This is a genomic window from Bacillus mycoides (assembly GCF_000832605.1).
GTDB lineage: Bacteria > Bacillota > Bacilli > Bacillales > Bacillaceae_G > Bacillus_A > Bacillus_A mycoides.
Genome location: NZ_CP009692.1, coordinates 1,768,359 through 1,788,465, shown reverse-complemented (window position 1 = coordinate 1,788,465; position 20,107 = coordinate 1,768,359). Strand labels below are relative to the sequence as shown.

Genomic DNA, 20,107 nt, shown 5'->3' with positions numbered 1-20,107 from the left:
AATTTGTCATTATTTTCAGATAAAAAGAGGTCTTTTCCATAAAAAAACGAATGTATGTACATTTATAAGTATTTCTAACCAAATTTAAAGGAGGCACATCATGTCTATGCAAAACATTTCCTTTCTCGGTGCAGGCTCTATTGCCGAAGCGATTATTGGTGGCTTATTAAACGCAAATGTTGTTAAGGGAGAACACGTCACTGTAAGTAATCGTTCTAACGAGACAAGATTACAGGAGTTACATAAAAAATACGGTGTCAAAGGTACACATAATAAAAAGGAATTACTTGCTGATGCAAATATTCTTTTTCTAGCTATGAAGCCAAAAGATGTCGCAGAAGCGGTTATTCCTCTTAAAGAATACATAAATAATGACTTGCTTATTATTTCGTTATTAGCAGGTGTTTCTACTCATTCAATTAGAAACCTACTTCAAAAAGACGTTCCGATTATTCGTGCAATGCCAAATACATCTGCAGCCATTTTAAAATCCGCTACCGCTATCTCACCTTCAGAACACACAACGGAGGAACATATTCGCACTGCAACATCTTTATTTGAAACGATTGGTCTCGTCTCTGTTGTAGAAGAAGAAGATATGCATGCTATCACTGCATTATCTGGAAGTGGACCAGCTTATATTTATTACGTGGTAGAGGCACTGGAAGAGGCAGCAAAAAAAATTGGTTTAAAAGAAGATGTTGCAAAATCTCTTATTCTTCAGACGATGATTGGTTCTGCTGAAATGCTAAAAGCAAGCGAAAAACACCCTTCTATTTTGCGAAAAGAAATTACTTCTCCTGGCGGAACAACTGAAGCAGGTATTGAAGTATTAAAGGAGCATAATTTTCAACAAGCATTAATCTCATGTATTACACAAGCAACGAAACGATCACACGATCTTGGAAAAACATTAGAAGAAATAGCAAAAGAAAAATAAAAAACGGAGCTCAACTTTATTTGAGCTCCGTTTTTACTTTAATCATATGATATGCTTTTAGTTATTACTCTTACCAAAAATCTCTTCTTGCAAACGACGACCTGTCGGTGTTGCTGCAAGGCCACCTTCTGCTGTTTCACGAAGTGCTACTGGCATCGTTTGTCCAATTCTAAACATCGCCTCAATGACTTCATCACATGGAATTGTACTAGTTACACCAGCTAATGATAAATCAGCTGAAATCATGGCATTCGCAGCTCCTGCTGCATTACGTTTTACACAAGGTACTTCTACAAGCCCTGCAACAGGATCACATACTAAACCAAGCATATTCTTTAATGAAATCGCCATCGCTGTAGCTGCTTGATCTTGTGTTCCACCAGCCATCTCAACTGCTGCTGCAGCTGCCATTCCACTTGCTGAACCTACTTCAGCTTGGCAACCTCCTGCCGCGCCAGAAATACAAGCATTATTCGCAACAACCATACCGAAAGCTCCTGCTGTAAATAAAAATTCAATCATTTCTTCGCGTGTCGGCTGTAATTTTTCTTGCAGTGCAAACAGTACACCTGGCACTGTTCCAGCAGATCCTGCTGTTGGTGTTGCACAAATAATTCCCATCGCCGCATTTACTTCATTTGTCGCAACAGCTTTACTCACTGCGTCCAAAATCGTATCTCCAGATAAACCTTTTCCACTCTGCATATACGCTTGGACTTTCACAGCATCCCCGCCAGTTAAACCAGTCGGTGATTTTACACCACGAATACCGCGTTCTACTGCTTGTTCCATCACGACTAAGTTCTTTTCCATTCCAGCAATTACTTCTTCACGTGAGATATTTCTTGTTTGCATTTCACATTGAATCATAATTTCTGCGATTTTTACATTTTGCTCTTTAGCTTGCGCCACTAGTTCCGCTGCGTTCCGAAACATGGTGTGTCCCCCCTGCAATTAATCCATAATAGTTACTTGACAAATATTTTGTTGCCCATTTATTTCCGCAATTACTTCATCTGCTAATAATTCATCTGTTTCAATGACCATAAGCGCTCTTCTTCCTTTTTCTTTACGAGAAACACTCATTGTACTTATGTTAATCTCATGCTTAGCAAGGATTGAAGCTACAGCTGCGATAGCACCAAAGCGATCGTTATTTACAATAAGTAGTGCTGGACTCGTGCCTGTTAATTGAAGATCGAATCCGTTTAATTCTACAACTTCAATTTTACCGCCACCAATTGAGCAAGCAACAACTTCAATTTCCTCTTCACCTTTATACAGACGAATTTTCGCTGTATTTGGATGCGGAGCATTTGCATCTTCTTCAATGAATTCCACTTCAATCCCGCGTTCTTTTGCAATATCTAACGCACTTGGAATACGTAAATCATCTGTTTCAAATCCTAGTATTCCACCGATTAGCGCTACATCCGTACCGTGACCACGGTATGTTTTTGCAAATGAACCATATAATGAAATGCTAACTCTCTCTGGTTCATGACGAAACAGCTGACGAGCAACTTGCCCCATTCTTGCCGCGCCTGCTGTATGTGAACTTGATGGACCAATCATAACCGGACCAATAATATCAAACACTGAGCGATACTTCATCATAACTCCCCCTAAACCTCTATGAAAAAATTATTTACTATTCTATTAAGCTACCGAATCGGTTGCTGTTCCAGTCGTACCACGAATTTGTTCCGCTGTAAGAATTGGATAGTTTTTGAATAACAGTGAAGCAATATATCCTGAAATAATACCAGTTATAATAATAAATAAGAAACTTAGCATTACCTGCATTTAAAAATAATATAAGATAGTCCACAATAAAGTCTGGTAGCAATCCAAAGTTTAACACAGAACCCCTTACAAGCATAGCATAAACAAGTGAAACTCCCATTGCTTTCATACCTTTTGATATTTTAAAGCTAAAAAGGAAAAAAAGACTTAGTACAAATAATAGTAATATCCTTCCTATTATAATTTCCATGTTGCTCTCTCACGATTTAGTCAACTTCACTTGTTATGACAAATGGCTAAAACGCATGTAGCCTACAATAAATTATAATCTGCCCTCATTATAGCTTGTTTTTAATAAAACGCTTACTTTTAATGAATTTTAAAAGTTCTGAATAAAAATCCATTTTCGCTACTTGTACCACTCGTATGTCGTCTGACTTATATAACAGTTTTTCTAAATAATCGGTATTATGTATTTTTATCCTATATCTTCACATCATTAAAACTTTCTGTGTCATCCTATATAAAAATAAAATGATAACAGTTTTATTTTTAATTTTTTTAGAAATAAAAAAAATGGCAACCTATCGTCACCATTTTTTCACAACATTATTATCTTTCTACTGGAAATGATTTTAAATCCGTAGCTATTTCTGTATTAGAAAATAGCTCTCTTGCCTCTTTCAATAATTCCTTATATGTATCTCCTTGATAACGAGAACTAATATGAGTCAATATTAAGCGTTTTGCATTTGCCTGAAGTGCAATACTCGCAGCTTGCTTAGATGTGGAATGAAAATAATCATACGCTTGTTGTTCATCTTCTGCCGCAAAAGTCGCTTCATGAACAAGTACGTCAGCATCTTGCGCAAGCTCTCTACTCGCTTCGCAATATCGTGTATCGCCTAAAATTGTAATAACTCTTCCTTTTTGAGGCGGGCCAATAAAATCTTTTCCATCTAACACTGTGCCATTCTCTAATTCAACTACTTCACCATCTTTTAAGCGTTTAAAAACTGGACCAGGTTTCACACCCATTCCCAGTAACTTATCCACTAAAAGAGCTCCCTGTATATCTTTCTCTACAATTCGATATCCGAAGCATTCAATTCCATGTGATAACCTTTTTGTTTCTACACAAAATTCATTATCCTCAAACACAATACCTTCTTCCGTAATCTCAACGATTTCAAGTGGATATTTAACATGTGTCGTACTTACTAATAATGCCACTTCAATAAATTGTTTAATTCCTTTTGGTCCGTACACTGTTAATTTTGTTGTTCCACCTTGAAACGAACGGCTACCCAATAAACCCGGCAATCCAAAAATATGATCGCCATGTAAATGCGTAATAAATATTTTTTCAATGCGGCGTGGACGTACAGACGTATGTAGTATTTGATGTTGCGTCGCCTCGCCACAGTCAAATAACCAAGTCTGTCCTCTTTCTTCTAACAACTGCAAAGCAATTGCTGAAACATTCCTTCCTTTTGAAGGAACACCTGCACCAGTCCCTAAAAATACAAATTCCACTTTCTTTCCTCCAGCTCTTTATATAATCTATCTTTCATCTTACGGAATGTTATTTCAAATGGCAAATTGAATTTGTATAACCAATCATCTAGACAACTATATAACACGAACATTATACTTAAAAAATTTAGCTATCGTTCGTATTTTGTGGTAAAATGATTGTACTACATTTTAAGGGAGCGTTTTATTATGAAAGAAGTATTTCGTTTACAAACTGATTTTTCATCTTCATTTGATCGCTGGGTAAGTTCTTTCGTTTCTGATCACCCAGCACAATTAGAATGGACGACTTTAAAAGAATTAATCCATGAATATACAACATCACATACAAATGAGACGTTACCAACATATATTTCTTCAGCTTTAACATATTACGCACAACGCGTTTCAACAACAAGTAACTCAGAAATTGTTATTTTTGAAAATCCTACAATCTCATAATCTATAATAAAAAGCACTGTAATCAGTGCTTTTTATTTATGTTCATTAAAGTATTTATTTTCCCGCCTTATTTCAAAAAACTCCGCTTATTTCCTACTATATAGCCATCATAAATCTATTTGATTTTTCAAAAAAACAGATTAAAAAGATATTGACACTACGATTTTACAGTGCTAATATTCAACGTGTAATTGAATATGGTCTCTGTTAGGTGAGGCTCCTGTATAGAGAAACGCTGCTGCCCAAAAATGTCGAGAGACGCCAATGGGTCAACAGGAAAGGTCGGAATGAAGGCCTTTCTTAACGTAGCTGGTTTCAGTACCTATGCTATACAGTGCTAAAACTCAACGAGGGAGAGGTGCGTATGTTTTGTCATACACAAAAACTGTTTTTATCTATGTTTACTAACAGTCTTTGTTGTTGACTCTTTTTGACTATGAATTCAGACCTTTACTCGTTTTGAGTAAAGGTCTTTTTTATATCTTTATGCACCCTACTATGAAACAAACATAGCATATTCAGAAACTATTAAATTGTACGGAGGTGAGGAACAGTGTCAAGTGATGATTCGGCCCAGATACCCATATGTTTTACATTTATATTTCATCATGTAGGTAGGAAAGAAGCTGTTCCTCCCTGTTTAAAATAGTCGAGTAACAGATTGTTTCCTCCTTCATGAAAAGGAGGAACTACCAATGTTAAATTTACAAAAACAAGAAACGAAGCATGCTTACGATCAAGATAGCATGAAAGCAAATAACGAATTATTAGTGGAAGTTGCAACACAGGATGTAAACTCTGCGTTAAAACTCTTAGAAACAACACAAGATGGACTCTCTAAACAAGAAGCGTCTCGTAGACTTTCTTTATATGGTCCGAACGAAATCGCTCATAATAAAACATTGCTGTGGTACATTCAATTTCTGCTGGCATTTAAAAATCCATTTATTTTTGTTTTGTTAGCTCTTGGAGCACTCTCTTTTTTCACAGATGATATACAAGGAACAATTGTCGTATCTGTAATGGTACTGCTAAGTGCAACGATTCGCTTTTTACAAGAATTCCGCTCTCAGAAAGCGGCGGATAAGTTAAAGGCTATGGTTCGAACAACTGCGAGTGTCTTTAGAATAGATGGATTTGTACACGAAACAAAAAACGTAACAAATTTAAATCGAAATTACACAACAGAAATTCCAATTGAAGAACTTGTACCTGGCGATATTATTTCACTTTCAGCTGGTGATATCGTGCCAGCTGATGTGCGTATTTTATCCGCAAAAGATTTATTTGTTAATCAGTCTTCTTTAACCGGGGAAGCACTTCCTGTAGAAAAATACGAAAACTGCTACCATACGGAAAATAAACATATATTACCGAAAAACATGAAAAAAAATTACAATCCGCTCGATATGGAAAACCTTTGCTTTATGGGTACAAATATTGTTAGCGGTAGCGCAAAAGCTGTTGTTGTTTCAACTAGTACGGATACGTATTTCGGCTCTTTAGCAAAAAAGGTTATCGGAAAACGTGCAGAAACAAACTTTGATAAGGGCGTAAACAAAGTAAGTTGGCTCTTAATCACATTCATGCTTATTATGGCACCCATTGTCCTTCTCATTAATGGATTCACAAAAGGAGATTGGCAAGAAGCTTTTTTCTTTGCTATTGCTGTTGCAGTTGGCCTTACACCTGAAATGCTGCCAATGATTGTAACTGCTAATTTAGCTAAAGGCGCCGTGAACATGTCTAAACAAAAAGTAATTGTAAAACAGCTCAACTCAATTCAAAACTTAGGTGCTATGAACATTCTTTGCACAGATAAAACTGGAACTTTAACAGAAGATAAAGTTGTCCTAGTTCGTCATTTAGATCCTAACGGAAATGAATGCGATCGTGTATTACACTTTGCCTATTTAAATAGCTTCTATCAAACTGGATTGAAAAATTTAATAGATAAAGCTGTTATTGAACATACAGAGGAGAACCATAAATTTGATCCATCAGCTTTTCAAAAGCTAGATGAAATTCCATTCGATTTTGCTCGGCGTCGCATGTCTGTCATCGTGAAAAATATTTTAGGTGAACATACAATGGTTTGTAAAGGTGCCGTAGAAGAAATTTTATCAATTTGTAACTACACTGAAGTTGATGGACAAATTGTCCCTCTCACTGAAGAAATGAGAGTAAATGTAAAACATCTCAGCGAAACTTTAAATAGTGAAGGAATGCGTGTCATCGCTGTAGCATACAAGAACGATAACAAACCTTATCATAAAGCTTATGCAGTACAAGATGAATCCGCTATGATCCTTACTGGATATATCGGCTTTTTAGATCCACCTAAACCATCTGCTGCTTCTGCAATTCAAGCATTGCAAAAACATGGCGTACAAGTGAAAATCTTAACAGGCGATAACGAAATTGTTACAAAAAAAGTTTGTAAAGAAGTGGGATTAAATATAGGTGAGCCTGTCCTCGGTTACGAAATTGATTCTTTACCAGATAAAACATTAGCAACACTGGCAGAAGAAACAACAGTGTTCGCAAAACTAAATCCAATGCAAAAGTCCCGCATCATTCGCGTATTGCAAGGTAATGGTCATACTGTAGGTTATATGGGGGATGGTATTAACGATGCCGTTGCACTACGTGATGCTGATGTTGGAATATCTGTTGATACTGCTACTGACATTGCAAAAGAATCTTCCGATATTATTTTACTTGAAAAAAGTTTAACTATATTAGAAGCAGGTATTTTAGAAGGACGCACTACTTTCGGCAATATTTTAAAATATATAAAAATGACAGCTAGCTCTAACTTTGGAAATGTATTTAGTGTATTAGTGGCAAGTGCTTTCATTCCATTTTTACCGATGCTTGCAATTCATCTCTTAATTCAAAACTTACTTTATGATATTTCACAGCTTTCAATTCCATGGGATAAAATGGATAAGGAATTTCTAGAGAAGCCTAGAAAATGGGATACTGCAAACTTGCGTAACTTCATTATTTGCATCGGTCCAATTAGCTCTATATTCGATATTATCACATTCGTTGTCATGTGGAATGTGTTCGGTGCAAATACACCTGGAGAACAATCGCTATTCCAATCTGGTTGGTTTGTCGTTGGATTGCTAACTCAAACATTAATTGTCCATATGATTAGAACACAGAAAATTCCGTTCATTCAAAGTACAGCATCAATACCAGTTCTTGTATTAACCGCTTGTATTATGGCAATCGGAATTTACATTCCATTCTCACCACTTGGTGCAGCAATTGGTTTACAAGCATTGCCACTAAGCTACTTCCCGTGGCTCATAGGAATATTATTAGGTTATGCTTTCTTAACACAATTCCTGAAAAAGCTTTATATTAAAAAATTCCATAGCTGGTTGTAAAAATGAGAATGAGTGGGTATTTCTCACTCATTCTCAAAAAATATAACATGTACTTATATGTATGGAGGTGACCATGATGATATGGTATGACATCGTATTAAGGTTATTTATAGCAATTATTGTAGGAGCTTGCATCGGAATGGAAAGACAATGGAGACATCGAATGGCTGGATCCTCTCTTCCATCTAAATAAGAAGGGTTTAAATCTCTAAAACCTTCTACATAAACTTATTTTCTAATTTTTGCTGAAACGACTTTTCTTGCTTACGTAATAATTGACTACCTCTCTGTAAAAGAGGTGTTCCATACTTTTCATTAATTTGATCAATAACAGCAAGTAACGGCTCTTCTTTCGCATCTTCTTCGAATGAAAACAAATCTAACTGTTTCACTGATTCTGTCTTCCACTCTAATTCAGTAGCTGTAACACCTAACAGACGAACAGAATCACCATCCCAGTGTTGCTTCCATAAACGTGATGCTGCTTGGAAAATAACCCGTTCTTCCCATATTGCATTTTTCAATTGTTTACTCCGTGTTACCGTGCGACGATCATGGTATTTAATCATAATTTGAATGTTATAACTAACGAGAGTTCGTTTTTGTAGCCGTTTGCTTACTGATTTCGATAATCTTTCTAACATATCAAGTAATTCTTTTTCTTCGTCCATATCCTTTGAGAAAGTCATCGAATTTCCAACGCTTTTATGTTGTCCCATTTGATTCGGATCAACTTCCCTGTCATCCATACCTTTTGCACGTTTTTGTAAATCAACACCGTGCTTTCCAATTTTAGCGCGAATGATATGCTCGTCTCCTTTTGCTAACTGTTCAATTGTATGTATATGAATGTCTTTTAGTTTTTCAGCTGTTTTCTCTCCGATTCCATGCATCTCTGCAACTGATCGTGGCCAAATAATTTCTGGGATATCGCGTTTTCGAAGTACTGTAATTCCAAGAGGTTTTTTCATATCTGAAGCAGTCTTTGCTAGGAAAAGGTTTGGGGCAATCCCAATGCTACATGGAAGCTGTAACTCTGTTAGTAACGCTTGTTGAATCATCTTCGCTATTTCAAGAGGCGAACCGAGCGCATAGCAATCTGTAATATCCAAATACCCTTCATCTATAGAAAACGGTTGTATTTTTTCTGTAAAACGGGAAAGAATTTGAAACATTTGAAATGAAGCTTCTCGATATAATGTAAAATTAGGGTGCCTCACAACTAATTGCGGGCATAATCGCTTCGCTTCCCATAGAGGCATCGTCGTACGTATTCCATATTCTCTCGCCTCATAACTACATGTTATGATAATCCCTTTTCTCTCTTTTTCATTCCCCGCAATCGCTAATGGCTTTCCTTGTAATGATGGGTCATGAGCAATTTCGACAGATGCGAAAAAACAATTCATATCTACATGTAAAATAACACGTCCATTTTTCGGATACATTTCTCGCATACTACTCACCCCTTAAAGAACATTTGTTCCTTCATTATATCAAATTTCTTTACACGTTATAATAATTATTGGCTTTTCTCTATCTATTTTTTGCTATACTACACGTAACAAATGGATATTATTGTAAAGGAGGTGAATCGTTATGAAACAACATAATAAACTCAATTATGTATTTATTATTATTATAGTAATCCTTGCGATTAATTATTTGTTACTTCCCCTTTTTAACATTAACATTTACGCTTTAGGAATCTTCTCTCATTTCATACGTTTTGCAACAACTTATGTACTTCCGTGGGTCTTCTTATATTGGCTTATCCGCCTTGTGAAAGCAATTGAATCAAAATAAAAAAAGACGTGTAAACCATAATTGGTTCACACGTCTTTTTGACTTTATTACTTACTTCGCTACTTCTTCGATAATAGCTACAACTAATTCTGCTGTTTTCGCTAATTCTTCAACAGGAATTTTTTCATTTGTTGTATGAATTTCTTCATAACCAACTGCTAAGTTAACTGTTGGGATACCATGTCCTGCGATTACGTTCGCATCACTTCCGCCACCACTTTGGTGAAGAGAAGGCGTACGACCAATGTTTTCAGCTGCACGTTTCGCAACTTCTACAACGTGATCGCCAGCAGCAAACTTAAATCCTGGATACATAACTTTTACTTCAACGTCTGCATGACCACCCATTTCTTTTGCAGTTGTTTCAAATGCTTCTTTCATTTTTGCAACTTGTGCTTCCATTTTCTCATTTATTAAAGAACGAGCTTCTGCAAAGATTTGAACATGATCGCAAACGATATTTGTTTGTGTACCACCTTCAAAACGTCCAATATTTGCAGTTGTTTCAGAATCGATACGACCAAGTGGCATCTTTGCGATTGCTTTTGCTGCGATAGTAATTGCAGATACACCTTTTTCTGGTGCTACGCCAGCATGAGCTGTTTTCCCGCGAATAATCGCATTCACTTTCGCTTGTGTTGGCGCTGCAACTACAATTTCACCAACTTTTCCATCACTATCTAATGCATAACCATATTTTGCTGTAATGCGCTCGCGATCTAACGCTTTTGCGCCAATAAGACCAGATTCTTCTCCAACTGTAATAATAAATTCAATTTTACCATGAGGAATGTTTTTCTCTTTTAAGACACGAATTGCTTCAAACATAGATGCTAATCCAGCTTTGTCATCGGCTCCTAAAATTGTAGTACCATCTGATACGATATATCCATCTTTAATAGAAGGCTTAATTCCATTACCAGGAACTACTGTATCCATATGAGAAGTGAAATAAATTGTATCAACACCGTCTTTTGTTGCTGGTAAAGTACAAATTAAGTTACCTGCACCATGACCAGTCACACCCATCGTGTCATCCTCAAATACTTCTACACCTAAAGCAGTAAATTTCTCTGTTAACACTTTGCAAATTTCTGCTTCAAATTTTGTTTCAGAATCTACTTGTACTAACTCCATAAATTCATTTACTAAACGTTCTTGATTAATCATAAGACTGCACCTCCTGCACTACCATTATGTATGTAACAACATTAATTATAACAGAATTTCGCAAAAGTTTCGAAATACAAGACAAAAAACAGATGGTTAACACATCTAGATACCCATCTGCCTTCTATTACTCGTTTAACAATACCCAGCGCATATGATCTTCCCAGATGCCATTTACCATTAGCATTTTTCGAGATACACCTTCATATTGAAATCCTATCTTCGTCACTACTTGTATAGATGCTAAATTTCGTGGCATAATTGGTGCTTCTATACGATGTAAATGAAATTCTTCAAAGGTAACTTGAATTGCTTTTCTAAGCGCTTCTGTTGTGTAACCTTTATTCAATTCTTCCTTATCTAATTTATAACCGAGTACACAAGATTGATAAATTCCGCGAACAATTAGATTAAATGAAATACATCCAATAATTTTTGTATCATCACCCTTTTTAAAAATCCAAAGCCTGATAATCTTGCCTTCCGCGAACTCTTTTCTATCCTTTTGTAACTTTTTCTTTTGATAATCTAACGTGAAAAACCCCTCCGGTCTATACTCTTCCCACGCTTTTAAAAATTCACGATTTTTGTCGTAATATTGAAGAACTTTTTCCGCATACGACTCATCAATTTCTCTTAAATGTAAACGATCTGTCTCGTATATTTTCATCATTGTATCTCCATTCTTCAGCTTGCATAAAAAAAATTAATAATCTATCTTTTAACATATTCTCTACGTATGCTCAAATTTCCTGTAATATTTTGCACCCCCTTCCCGAATTTTGTCCTTTCTCTCCCCTTGTCCACAATTTCATTTCTCGTTACAATGAAATTGTACTGATTTGCAAGGAGGTTTAACGATGCATAAAAAAGCTCAAAAAATTATGGTTTATATAATGCTAATTTCTATGCTTGTAACAACATTACTTACTGGCGCAAGTATGTTTTGGTAAAAAGGACGATTCACTCGTCCTTTTTTTACTGCTTACACATACAAAATAGACCATCTCGAAATCGAGATAGTCTATCTTGTAATGAACATTTTATTTTATATATATTACAATTGCTACAATGCTAAAGGAAAAGGCCATTACAAGTGCTATTACAAAACTTGTATATTGTTTCTGCTGAAATGCCCCAATAACAAAAGTAAGATTGAGTAATGCCATAAATACAATCGCTACAACGTAAGAACATATATTAAAAGTTGCCAATATGAATGTAATAACAAATAGAAAACCAACACAAAACTGCATGTAAGAAATTTTTGGATTTAAATACATATGAGCAACCCCTTTACTCAATTATCTTTATATATTCTCATTAACGCATGGTTATGTACACATGTCAAGACAACTTATAATAAAAGAAAAAGCCAACCGTTTCGTTGACTTTTCCAAATACTATGGCCCCTTTTTCCTTCGCCAATTGCTGAAATGTTTTTTTCGATTTCACAATCGATACTTTCGTTCCAATTGGAATACGATCAAACAAATATTCCACATCATGTTTCTTCATTCTTATACATCCTTGCGAAATATATTTTCCAATTGAACTAGGCTGGTTTGTCCCGTGTATCCCATACTTACTTCCATCCGTTCCTCTTGCATTAAATCCCATCCACCTCGATCCAAGTGGATTTTTTGGAGAGCCCCCAGGAATATCCTTCGCAATATAATAGGGATCCTTCGCCTTCAATACAATGTCAAAAGTTCCTTCTGGGGTTAATTCATTTGTTTTCCCTGTCGCTACTGGAAAAACCTTTTGGATCTTCCCATCATCGATGTAAGCTAGTTTATTCGTTGCTTTATTTACAATTATAAAAGGATCTCCAGCACGTGGGTTATCACCAAGAGGCCAGATCGGTGATAGAGAAAGACATAATAATAAAGAAAGAAGATACGGCATATATAGTTCCTACCTTCTAAATAAGTTCTTTTATATTATCCTTTCCCTTAAAACGACTTTTAATGAGTAAATATTGCTCCATCTCATAAACAAGTTGAACAAGTTTTGCACGTATTTCAAATTCTTCTCGCGAGACTGGTAAAGGCATTTCTCTAAATACTTCTCGCATTTCTTGAAGTTGTCTTAACGAAATGACCCCTGTACTTTCAGGTCGAATAGAATTCCCTATATTTTCAATTACGTCTGCAATCATATCAGCTTGTTCATACGTCCAAGATAGTGATGCAGCTAATGGTATCATGCGCTCCAAAATTTCAAATTGTTGCATACGCATATCAAAATACCGATAATAATAGTCATCTTCACGCATAAATTCATTCTCAAGTTTTTTAAATGATAAATCTTTCGCTTCTTTCAGCATCATTTCTGTTTCAATTAATTCGGCCCCACTCCAATTACTATCTCGATTCCGTAAATAAACGACCATTTCAAACAAAATCGTTCTGAAATGCTCTTCTATTTTTCCTTGATACTCTTTCAGTTTATTCTCACTGCTTGGCATGTACATGTTTACTAATAAAGCGACACTAATTCCAATCGTTAATATAACAATTTCATTACCAACTATAGACCATGTAATTTGCTTTAATGAATACAGATGCATAACGATAACCGAACTCGTGACAATCCCTTCTTGAATTTTGCACATAACTGCAGTTGGAATAAAGGTAAGCAGTAATACGCTAATCGCTAGTGGTGTATAACCAATCGTTTCAAAAATACAAAACGCAAATACCATCGATAATACACAAGCTAAAAAACGGTGCAACGATACTTGAACGGATTTTCGTTTCGTATTTTGCACACATAAAATGACTAAAATACCAGCTGAACTATAAAATTCTAATCCTAATAACTGAGCAATAAAAACTGCCGCTCCCGTTCCAAGCGCTGTTTTCACTGTTCTATATCCAATTTTAAACATATCATTACTCCTATATGTATAAATGTATTTAAAAATAGTATAAAAAAAGGATGACGCAATGTCATCCTTTTCTACCTATTATTCACGTACCCTTCACATATTACAATATCTTTTGCAAAAATTCTTTTGCACGGTCACTTTTTGGTGCTGTAAAAAACTCTTCCGGATTACTATCTTCTACGAGCTTTCCACCATCTAAAAAGAGAACACGGTCTGCTACTTCTTTTGCAAATCCCATTTCATGTGTAACGATTGCCATCGTCATTCCTGTCGTAACTAATGATTTCATAACTTCTAACACTTCTTTCACCATTTCTGGATCTAGCGCAGAGGTAGGTTCATCAAATAACATAACTTCCGGTTCCATCGCTAACGCTCTTGCAATTGCTACACGTTGCTTTTGTCCTCCTGAAAGACGATTTGGATATGCATCTTTCTTATCTAATAACCCCACTTTTTCTAGAAGTTTCTCAGCTTTTTTTTCAGCTTCTTGCTTCGTTACTTCTTTTACATTGATAGGAGCATACGTAATATTTTCTAATACAGTCATATGAGGGAATAAGTGAAAATGTTGAAATACCATTCCGACATTTTCACGAACGTGCATAATATTTGTTTTCGGATTCGTTACTTCTTCCGTTCCAATCCAAATGTGACCATCTGTCGGCGCTTCTAATACATTCATACAGCGTAAAAACGTTGACTTTCCAGATCCAGACGGTCCAATAATTGCAACAACCTCTCCTTTCTCAATCGTTGTTGTAATTCCTTTTAATACTTCATTTTTCCCAAATGATTTATGAAGGTTGTCAATTTTAATCACTTTTCTTCATTCTCCCTTCAATGGCTTTCCCGACTAATGTAAGAATAATTACTAATATATAATAAATAAGTCCAACAAAAAGTAATGGCTCAAGATATTTAAATGTTTCACCACCTACAATATAAGCACGGCGCATTAAATCAGTCGCTCCTATTACGGTTACTACAGCCGACTCTTTCGTAAGTGTCGCAAACTCATTCACAAGTGCTGGTAATATATTTTTTAAAGCTTGAGGAAAAATAATATTTCTCATCATTTTACTGTACGGAATACCTAAAGCCATTGCTGCTTCTGTTTGTCCTTTATCGACTGCTTGAATGCCGGCACGAATTACTTCTGACATATATGCACCTGAATTTAAGCTAAATGCAAGTACAGCTGCTAAAAAGGCCGGTATCTCATAACCCATCATTTGCGGAACACCGAAATAAATAATCATTAATTGTAATACTAGCGGTGTGCCACGAAATATTGACGTATAAATATCTGCTGCAATATTTAATACTCGTATTCTAGCAATTTTGCAAAGTGCTAATAACGTTCCTAAAATAAATCCTACCACAGCTGATGCAGCTACAATTTTCAATGTAACTTCTAATCCCTTTAATATATATGGTATTGAAGGCGTAATTGCCGAAAAATCTAGATTCATCCTTTTCATTCCCCTCACAGAAAAGTGAAAGGCAGCTTATTTTCCGCTGCCAAACCATTTCTTCACTAATTTATCCATTTCTCCATTTTCTTGCATTTTCTTAATTACTTTATTAAATTCTTCTGTTTTATCACTATTTTTCGGAAGAGCAATTGCTGCACCTACTTCTTCTGGTGCTTCTTGAATTTCAATTCCTTGTAGTTCTTTCATTTTTTCTAAATAATTTTTTGCAACTGTGTCTTCTATAATTGCAGCGTCAAAACGACCAGCTTTAATTTCTTGTACGATTTCTGGTATACGGTCACGTCCCTCAGCTTTGAAATCGACTTGTTTCTGAAATTCTTTTGCCTTTTCTTCTTGAATTGATCCTGTTTGTACTCCTACTTTTTTCCCTTTTAAATCTTCTAACGATTTAATATTAGAGCCCTTTTTTGAAACGATCATATTTTTTGCAACAAAATATATATCTGTGAAATCAGCATTATTTTTACGCTCTGCAGTTGGCGTCATACCCGCCATAACGAAATCAACTTTTCCTGAATTAAGAGATGCTAATAATCCGCCGAAATCCATGTCTTTCACTTTCACTTCGTATCCAAGTTCTTTTCCGATATATTTGGCAATATCAACATCAAAGCCGATAATTTCATCACTTTTTGAAGCTTCTACGTATTCATACGGTTTATAGTCTGCTGAAGTCCCCATAACGAGTACTTTTTTATTTTTTCCAGTAGCCTTTTCTTCCCCATTACTACAAGCACTGAATATACTTACAATTAAAATAAGTGCAAACGATATTGATAACAACTTCTTCATCTTTCTTCCCCCTAATAATGTATATTTAAAAGTTTAATAGAATATTTATTCGATGTTTGTATTGTATCAGTACTTTCATTTTTATGCAATATTTAAAATAAAAATAAATAAAAAAACAGCATTAAAGCTGTTGTTAATGCATGAAAACATGCATAAAACAACAACTTCCTGCATGTTTAATTATTTTAAAAACTAAATAAAAAAGGCGGTACATCCACTTCATTGTGGACGTACCGCCTTTTCGCTTATATTTATAGTTCTTCACAATTCTCTTCGAAATAAGATTGTAGTTTTGCAATAACTTGCATTGGTTCATGACCTTCAATTTCATGACGTTCTACCATCGTTACAATTTTTCCATCTTTTAATAAAGCGAATGATGGAGAAGAAGGTGGATATCCTTCGAAATATTCACGAGCTGTTGCTGTTGCTTCTTTATCTTGACCTGCAAACACCGTTACAAGATGGTTAGGACGTTTATCATAATGTACGGAATGCGCAGCAGCAGGACGAGCAATACCACCTGCACAACCACATACAGAGTTTACCATTACAAGTGTTGTTCCATTTCTTTTAAACGCTTCTTCTACTGCTTCCGGCGTCGTCAATTCTGTATATCCAGCAGAGACAATCTCTTCACGCGCTTGGCGGACAACATCATTCATAAAAAAGTTAAAATTAATCAATCTTTTCCCTCCTCTAAAACTATCTATTTGTATCTTACCAGTTAATGTTTATGAAATACAAGTAAGTTTACTTGTATTTAGGCATAGAAAAGGTGTTAGAGCCCTTGCTCTAACACCTTTTTTTTAATGGCCACGATGCTTTTGCTTTGCTTTTTGTACTTTAATTAAACGTCTTCTTTGTTTTTCAGCTTCTCGCTTCTCTTTAGACTGCACTTTCTTTTCTTGTTTATACAATTCATAAGATAAACTAATCGCTTCTTGTGCCTTAGTAAAACGCTTTACATTTACTTCTTTTGCCGCTTGTCGTATGATACGTTTTATATTTTTGGGACGCTGTTTTTCTTCCACTTCCACACCACATTTTGCAACATGCTGGAAATATGCTAACATTGGACCATTCACAAATATAAGTACTTCTTCGTCTGAAGGTTCCGTTCCAAAAATATACCTTGCTCCATACAACTTCCCTTTTTCTTTACATGTAATAATTCCTACAAAAAATTGACCATCGTGATATACTGTCAAATCCATTGACAGCCCCTCCTTTAAAAAAATTAGAAATACTGGACATCCCGGAGGGGAAGGTTACTGACATAAAATCATGCGTCTGGACTACCAACCAGAGCTGTGTTTTTGTATTTCTTTCACCATTATCATATCTCTTTTTCCATAATTTTCATATATTCACCAATCATTTTTTTATGCGATCCTACAATATAATCAGGTAGCTCTGTTACCGGGAAGAATTTAAGCTGAACCGCTTCTTCTTTATTCATAACAAAATTCCCTTCGTATTCATCGGTATAATAGGCTGTCGTTACGGATTGAAACTCATCACCGTTTGTTAATTTTGAAAAATAGTTCGCCCCAGAAAATACATTGATTAATCGGAGGTTCTTTACTTCTATTCCTGTCTCTTCATATACTTCACGGTAAGCTGTTTCTTCTGGTGATTCACCAAGCTCCATTAGCCCGCCAGGCAACCCCCATTTTCCGTACGGCTCTGTTCTTTGCTGTAATAATACATATCCACTTTCATTTATAACGAGTACAACAGCACCAACTAAAATTAAAGGGCGATGACCAACTATTTTTCGTAATTCTTCTACATATCCCATCGTATCGCCTCCTTTTTCGTTGTCCACACTATTGTATCATATGTATGAAACGACAAAATGCGTATATTTTTCATTTTTTTAACAAAATATTTATTTTATGTGCTTCATCTACTGTAGCTAACATAATGGATTCAATTTCTGCATTCTTCTCTAAAAACTCTTTCGCCCACTCTTCTGTTTTTCCTACTAAAGCGAGAACGTCCTGCTGAATTCTTCCATCCTTCACTAAAATAAAAGCAACTGGAGATTTTTTCCCCGCCACTTTAAGATCAAGCCGAGAAACTGCTTCATATTCTGGATACTGAAATATAGAAACAACACCACTTGCTTCCCATAATGCTAATTTAATCGTTTGAATATCGCTCACATTTCGCATGCGAAGTTCCGAAAATAAATATTCCGCCGTAATTCTCGCCTTTTTCAAATTGCTAAAATCAATGGCACCATTGTGTATAAGAATAATAGGTGCAGGCTCTAAAAAGCGTCTCCATCTATCCCATTTCAACATTAAAACAGAGCTTATAATATGAAGTACAACTAGTATAAAAGTTGTAATCATTGAACCGAGTAATCCGACCTTTTCATCAGATAGCGCATTAGAAATATTACCACCAAGTAATAACACTAATACAACATCTAAAAAGCGAAGTTGTGCGATGGATCTTTGTCCCATCGATTTCGCAACTAATATTAAAAATGTGTACGCTATAATAGCTCGAACAACCCATTCACCATTAGAAAGATGCCGTGCTCCTTCAAAAATATGCATATGCATCACTTTGCACTCCTTACATCCCAAACTGCTAGTCTGTTTTAGTTTGCAACGTTTAGGAGCATATATGTAAAAAAGCTGGTTCGTTTAAAAACGAACCAGCTTTTTTACTTAACTGAAAACATATATTTTTTATACGTTTTCCGTACCGATAATATGAGCCCCATCATAATCATATTCGAGAATAAGGAACTTCCCCCATACGATAAGAAAGGTAATGCAATCCCTTTTACAGGCATTAATCCAACGATCATACCAATATTTTGGAATATTTGAACCGTTAGTATTCCTATTGATCCAGCACATAATAATGTACCAAATAAATTATCAGCAGAATAACCGATAATAATTGTTCGATATAGTAGTAACAGGAACAAGAACACAACTAACGCCGCTACTATAAATCCACCTTCTTCGGCAATTGTAGCGAAAATAAAGTCAGTGTGTTTCTCTGGAATATAGACGTTCCCTTCACCAAATCCTTTCCCTTCCATACCTCCACTACCTACAGCTAAAATCGATTGCTGTGTTTGATAGCCTTCATTTGCATTCTCAAATGGATTTAGCCAACCTATAATACGTGATTGTTGGTGAGGTTTTAACAAAGTAACTAATTTATTAAAGAAGAAATCTGGATATTTTACAAATATAAATATTAATGTAGACAATATGGTCACCGGAATGACTGTACATAACGCAATTAATTTCTTTTGAATTCCTGACATAAATAAAATACATGCGATAGCTGCTGCATATAAGAACACCATCCCTGTATCCGGTTGGCTATATACAACGGCCATAGGCGGGAGGGATACTAGCATAATTTTACCTACTAATTGTAAATCCGTTTGGAATGTCCTTGCCATATACTGTGCATTATGTTTCACTGCTATACTTGCTACTACGAGAAGCAATGCGATTTTGAAAAACTCGGATGGCTGAATTTGTCCAAGTACTGGAAAAACGAACCACCTTTTTGCCCCTAACTTTTCAGGTGTGAAACCTGATGCTGGTAATACTTTCAAAAGAATAAGTGAAGCAAACCCAGCAATATAAAGCGGCCAAGACAATTTTTGCAACTGATCTAAGTCGATGCTAGCAACAAGAAGTAACAATACAACCCCAATTATGTAGTTAACTCCCTGCTTCATAGCAAAGTTTGCATCTCCATACTGTCCGGTTTGCTGACTGCTATATATAGCAGTTATACTTATAACACAAAATGCACACAAAATTAAAATTAATTTTACATCTAAACTTTTTAGAAACTCGGTACTTCTTTTCATGACATCCTCCTGAAACATTGT

General features: G+C 35.6%; 23 protein-coding genes and 1 riboswitch. Of the genes, 5 read left to right on the top strand and 18 right to left on the bottom strand.

Annotation, left to right across the window (positions count from 1 at the left end; genetic code table 11):
- Positions 1 to 100 precede the first annotated feature (100 nt).
- Positions 101 to 940, top strand: a complete 840-nt coding sequence (proI, locus tag BG05_RS11220; protein WP_002066991.1) for a pyrroline-5-carboxylate reductase ProI — start codon at positions 101 to 103, stop codon at positions 938 to 940.
- A 57-nt stretch (positions 941 to 997) separates the two neighbouring features.
- On the opposite strand, the gene sdaAA is transcribed toward proI, so the two are convergent.
- From sdaAA to rnz, 4 genes are all read right to left on the bottom strand, one after another.
- Entirely contained in the window at positions 998 to 1,876 is an 879-nt protein-coding gene (gene sdaAA / locus BG05_RS11215; RefSeq protein WP_002033842.1) for an L-serine ammonia-lyase, iron-sulfur-dependent, subunit alpha, read from the bottom strand.
- Between the two features lie 18 nt (positions 1,877 to 1,894).
- Complete coding sequence (gene sdaAB / locus BG05_RS11210) at positions 1,895 to 2,554, bottom strand: L-serine ammonia-lyase, iron-sulfur-dependent subunit beta (RefSeq protein WP_002088527.1); 660 nt, start codon at positions 2,552 to 2,554, stop codon at positions 1,895 to 1,897.
- Positions 2,555 to 2,599: 45 nt separating this feature from the next.
- The gene (locus BG05_RS31505) at positions 2,600 to 2,746 is read right to left on the bottom strand and encodes a hypothetical protein (protein WP_158080567.1); all 147 of its coding nucleotides are present in this window, start codon (positions 2,744 to 2,746) and stop codon (positions 2,600 to 2,602) included.
- 552 nt (positions 2,747 to 3,298) lie between these two features.
- On the bottom strand, positions 3,299 to 4,222 hold the full coding sequence (gene rnz / locus BG05_RS11200) for a ribonuclease Z (protein WP_002014952.1): 924 nt from the start codon (positions 4,220 to 4,222) through the stop codon (positions 3,299 to 3,301).
- Positions 4,223 to 4,411: 189 nt separating this feature from the next.
- On the opposite strand from rnz, the gene BG05_RS11195 reads away from it, so the two are divergent.
- Together BG05_RS11195 and mgtA are read left to right on the top strand one after the other, a co-directional pair.
- On the top strand, positions 4,412 to 4,663 hold the full coding sequence (locus tag BG05_RS11195) for a DUF3932 family protein (protein ID WP_000665712.1): 252 nt from the start codon (positions 4,412 to 4,414) through the stop codon (positions 4,661 to 4,663).
- Positions 4,664 to 4,859: 196 nt separating this feature from the next.
- Positions 4,860 to 5,027, top strand: a riboswitch (M-box (ykoK) riboswitch).
- 331 nt (positions 5,028 to 5,358) lie between these two features.
- Complete coding sequence (gene mgtA, locus BG05_RS11190; protein WP_003191282.1) at positions 5,359 to 8,064, top strand: magnesium-translocating P-type ATPase; 2,706 nt, start codon at positions 5,359 to 5,361, stop codon at positions 8,062 to 8,064.
- Positions 8,065 to 8,282: 218 nt separating this feature from the next.
- On the opposite strand, the gene BG05_RS11180 is transcribed toward mgtA, so the two are convergent.
- A complete protein-coding gene (locus tag BG05_RS11180; protein ID WP_002088539.1) occupies positions 8,283 to 9,521 on the bottom strand; it encodes a DNA polymerase IV in 1,239 nt (412 codons plus the stop codon).
- A 142-nt stretch (positions 9,522 to 9,663) separates the two neighbouring features.
- Between BG05_RS11180 and BG05_RS11175 the strand changes: the two genes are divergently transcribed.
- A complete protein-coding gene (locus BG05_RS11175) occupies positions 9,664 to 9,870 on the top strand; it encodes a hypothetical protein (protein WP_002129020.1) in 207 nt (68 codons plus the stop codon).
- A 51-nt stretch (positions 9,871 to 9,921) separates the two neighbouring features.
- Here BG05_RS11175 and BG05_RS11170 read toward each other — a convergent pair whose 3' ends face one another.
- Entirely contained in the window at positions 9,922 to 11,040 is a 1,119-nt protein-coding gene (locus BG05_RS11170) for a tripeptidase T (protein WP_003191276.1), read from the bottom strand.
- Positions 11,041 to 11,167: 127 nt separating this feature from the next.
- Entirely contained in the window at positions 11,168 to 11,713 is a 546-nt protein-coding gene (locus BG05_RS11165; RefSeq protein ID WP_002015105.1) for a GNAT family N-acetyltransferase, read from the bottom strand.
- A gap of 187 nt (positions 11,714 to 11,900) precedes the next feature.
- Between BG05_RS11165 and prli42 the strand changes: the two genes are divergently transcribed.
- Positions 11,901 to 11,993: a stressosome-associated protein Prli42 gene (gene prli42 / locus BG05_RS30840; protein ID WP_000549036.1), complete on the top strand. Its 93-nt coding sequence runs from the start codon at positions 11,901 to 11,903 to the stop codon at positions 11,991 to 11,993.
- Positions 11,994 to 12,083: 90 nt separating this feature from the next.
- Here the strand turns inward: prli42 and BG05_RS11160 are convergent, their stop codons facing one another.
- The 11 genes from BG05_RS11160 to BG05_RS11110 all read right to left on the bottom strand — a co-directional run bounded on the left by BG05_RS11160 (position 12,084) and on the right by BG05_RS11110 (position 20,086).
- Entirely contained in the window at positions 12,084 to 12,323 is a 240-nt protein-coding gene (locus BG05_RS11160) for a DUF3894 domain-containing protein (protein ID WP_002088543.1), read from the bottom strand.
- Between the two features lie 64 nt (positions 12,324 to 12,387).
- Complete coding sequence (locus tag BG05_RS11155; RefSeq protein WP_002015103.1) at positions 12,388 to 12,948, bottom strand: L,D-transpeptidase; 561 nt, start codon at positions 12,946 to 12,948, stop codon at positions 12,388 to 12,390.
- Between the two features lie 16 nt (positions 12,949 to 12,964).
- On the bottom strand, positions 12,965 to 13,933 hold the full coding sequence (locus BG05_RS11150; RefSeq protein WP_003191273.1) for an aromatic acid exporter family protein: 969 nt from the start codon (positions 13,931 to 13,933) through the stop codon (positions 12,965 to 12,967).
- 100 nt (positions 13,934 to 14,033) lie between these two features.
- Positions 14,034 to 14,756, bottom strand: coding sequence for an amino acid ABC transporter ATP-binding protein (locus BG05_RS11145; protein WP_002088545.1), 723 nt, complete (start codon positions 14,754 to 14,756; stop codon positions 14,034 to 14,036).
- The gene (locus BG05_RS11140; protein ID WP_002067073.1) at positions 14,749 to 15,408 is read right to left on the bottom strand and encodes an amino acid ABC transporter permease; all 660 of its coding nucleotides are present in this window, start codon (positions 15,406 to 15,408) and stop codon (positions 14,749 to 14,751) included. Before BG05_RS11140 ends, BG05_RS11145 begins: the two co-directional genes overlap by 8 nt.
- 36 nt (positions 15,409 to 15,444) lie before the next feature.
- The gene (locus BG05_RS11135; RefSeq protein WP_002129023.1) at positions 15,445 to 16,224 is read right to left on the bottom strand and encodes a transporter substrate-binding domain-containing protein; all 780 of its coding nucleotides are present in this window, start codon (positions 16,222 to 16,224) and stop codon (positions 15,445 to 15,447) included.
- 251 nt (positions 16,225 to 16,475) lie between these two features.
- Positions 16,476 to 16,889, bottom strand: a complete 414-nt coding sequence (locus tag BG05_RS11130; RefSeq protein ID WP_002008492.1) for a BrxA/BrxB family bacilliredoxin — start codon at positions 16,887 to 16,889, stop codon at positions 16,476 to 16,478.
- A 144-nt stretch (positions 16,890 to 17,033) separates the two neighbouring features.
- Entirely contained in the window at positions 17,034 to 17,441 is a 408-nt protein-coding gene (locus BG05_RS11125; protein ID WP_002129024.1) for a YjdF family protein, read from the bottom strand.
- A 122-nt stretch (positions 17,442 to 17,563) separates the two neighbouring features.
- On the bottom strand, positions 17,564 to 18,028 hold the full coding sequence (locus BG05_RS11120) for an NUDIX hydrolase (RefSeq protein WP_002129025.1): 465 nt from the start codon (positions 18,026 to 18,028) through the stop codon (positions 17,564 to 17,566).
- Positions 18,029 to 18,098: 70 nt separating this feature from the next.
- Positions 18,099 to 18,803, bottom strand: a complete 705-nt coding sequence (locus tag BG05_RS11115; protein ID WP_002033965.1) for a DUF421 domain-containing protein — start codon at positions 18,801 to 18,803, stop codon at positions 18,099 to 18,101.
- Between the two features lie 104 nt (positions 18,804 to 18,907).
- Positions 18,908 to 20,086: an FtsW/RodA/SpoVE family cell cycle protein gene (locus BG05_RS11110; RefSeq protein ID WP_033734230.1), complete on the bottom strand. Its 1,179-nt coding sequence runs from the start codon at positions 20,084 to 20,086 to the stop codon at positions 18,908 to 18,910.
- Positions 20,087 to 20,107: the final 21 nt, after the last annotated feature.

Coding starts and splice junctions, on each gene's coding strand:
- BG05_RS11160 (WP_002088543.1), bottom strand. CDS start 12,323: ATGTATTTAAATCCAAAAATTTCTTACATGCAGTTTTGTGTTGGTTTT.
- BG05_RS11140 (WP_002067073.1), bottom strand. CDS start 15,408: ATGAATCTAGATTTTTCGGCAATTACGCCTTCAATACCATATATATTA.
- prli42 (WP_000549036.1), top strand. CDS start 11,901: ATGCATAAAAAAGCTCAAAAAATTATGGTTTATATAATGCTAATTTCT.
- BG05_RS31505 (WP_158080567.1), bottom strand. CDS start 2,746: ATGCAGGTAATGCTAAGTTTCTTATTTATTATTATAACTGGTATTATT.
- BG05_RS11170 (WP_003191276.1), bottom strand. CDS start 11,040: ATGATTAATCAAGAACGTTTAGTAAATGAATTTATGGAGTTAGTACAA.
- BG05_RS11130 (WP_002008492.1), bottom strand. CDS start 16,889: ATGAATGATGTTGTCCGCCAAGCGCGTGAAGAGATTGTCTCTGCTGGA.
- BG05_RS11135 (WP_002129023.1), bottom strand. CDS start 16,224: ATGAAGAAGTTGTTATCAATATCGTTTGCACTTATTTTAATTGTAAGT.
- BG05_RS11165 (WP_002015105.1), bottom strand. CDS start 11,713: ATGATGAAAATATACGAGACAGATCGTTTACATTTAAGAGAAATTGAT.
- sdaAA (WP_002033842.1), bottom strand. CDS start 1,876: ATGTTTCGGAACGCAGCGGAACTAGTGGCGCAAGCTAAAGAGCAAAAT.
- BG05_RS11150 (WP_003191273.1), bottom strand. CDS start 13,933: ATGTTTAAAATTGGATATAGAACAGTGAAAACAGCGCTTGGAACGGGA.
- BG05_RS11125 (WP_002129024.1), bottom strand. CDS start 17,441: ATGGATTTGACAGTATATCACGATGGTCAATTTTTTGTAGGAATTATT.
- BG05_RS11175 (WP_002129020.1), top strand. CDS start 9,664: ATGAAACAACATAATAAACTCAATTATGTATTTATTATTATTATAGTA.
- BG05_RS11155 (WP_002015103.1), bottom strand. CDS start 12,948: ATGCCGTATCTTCTTTCTTTATTATTATGTCTTTCTCTATCACCGATC.
- proI (WP_002066991.1), top strand. CDS start 101: ATGTCTATGCAAAACATTTCCTTTCTCGGTGCAGGCTCTATTGCCGAA.
- BG05_RS11120 (WP_002129025.1), bottom strand. CDS start 18,028: ATGGGATATGTAGAAGAATTACGAAAAATAGTTGGTCATCGCCCTTTA.
- BG05_RS11180 (WP_002088539.1), bottom strand. CDS start 9,521: ATGCGAGAAATGTATCCGAAAAATGGACGTGTTATTTTACATGTAGAT.
- mgtA (WP_003191282.1), top strand. CDS start 5,359: ATGTTAAATTTACAAAAACAAGAAACGAAGCATGCTTACGATCAAGAT.
- BG05_RS11115 (WP_002033965.1), bottom strand. CDS start 18,803: ATGCATATGCATATTTTTGAAGGAGCACGGCATCTTTCTAATGGTGAA.
- BG05_RS11195 (WP_000665712.1), top strand. CDS start 4,412: ATGAAAGAAGTATTTCGTTTACAAACTGATTTTTCATCTTCATTTGAT.
- sdaAB (WP_002088527.1), bottom strand. CDS start 2,554: ATGAAGTATCGCTCAGTGTTTGATATTATTGGTCCGGTTATGATTGGT.
- BG05_RS11110 (WP_033734230.1), bottom strand. CDS start 20,086: ATGAAAAGAAGTACCGAGTTTCTAAAAAGTTTAGATGTAAAATTAATT.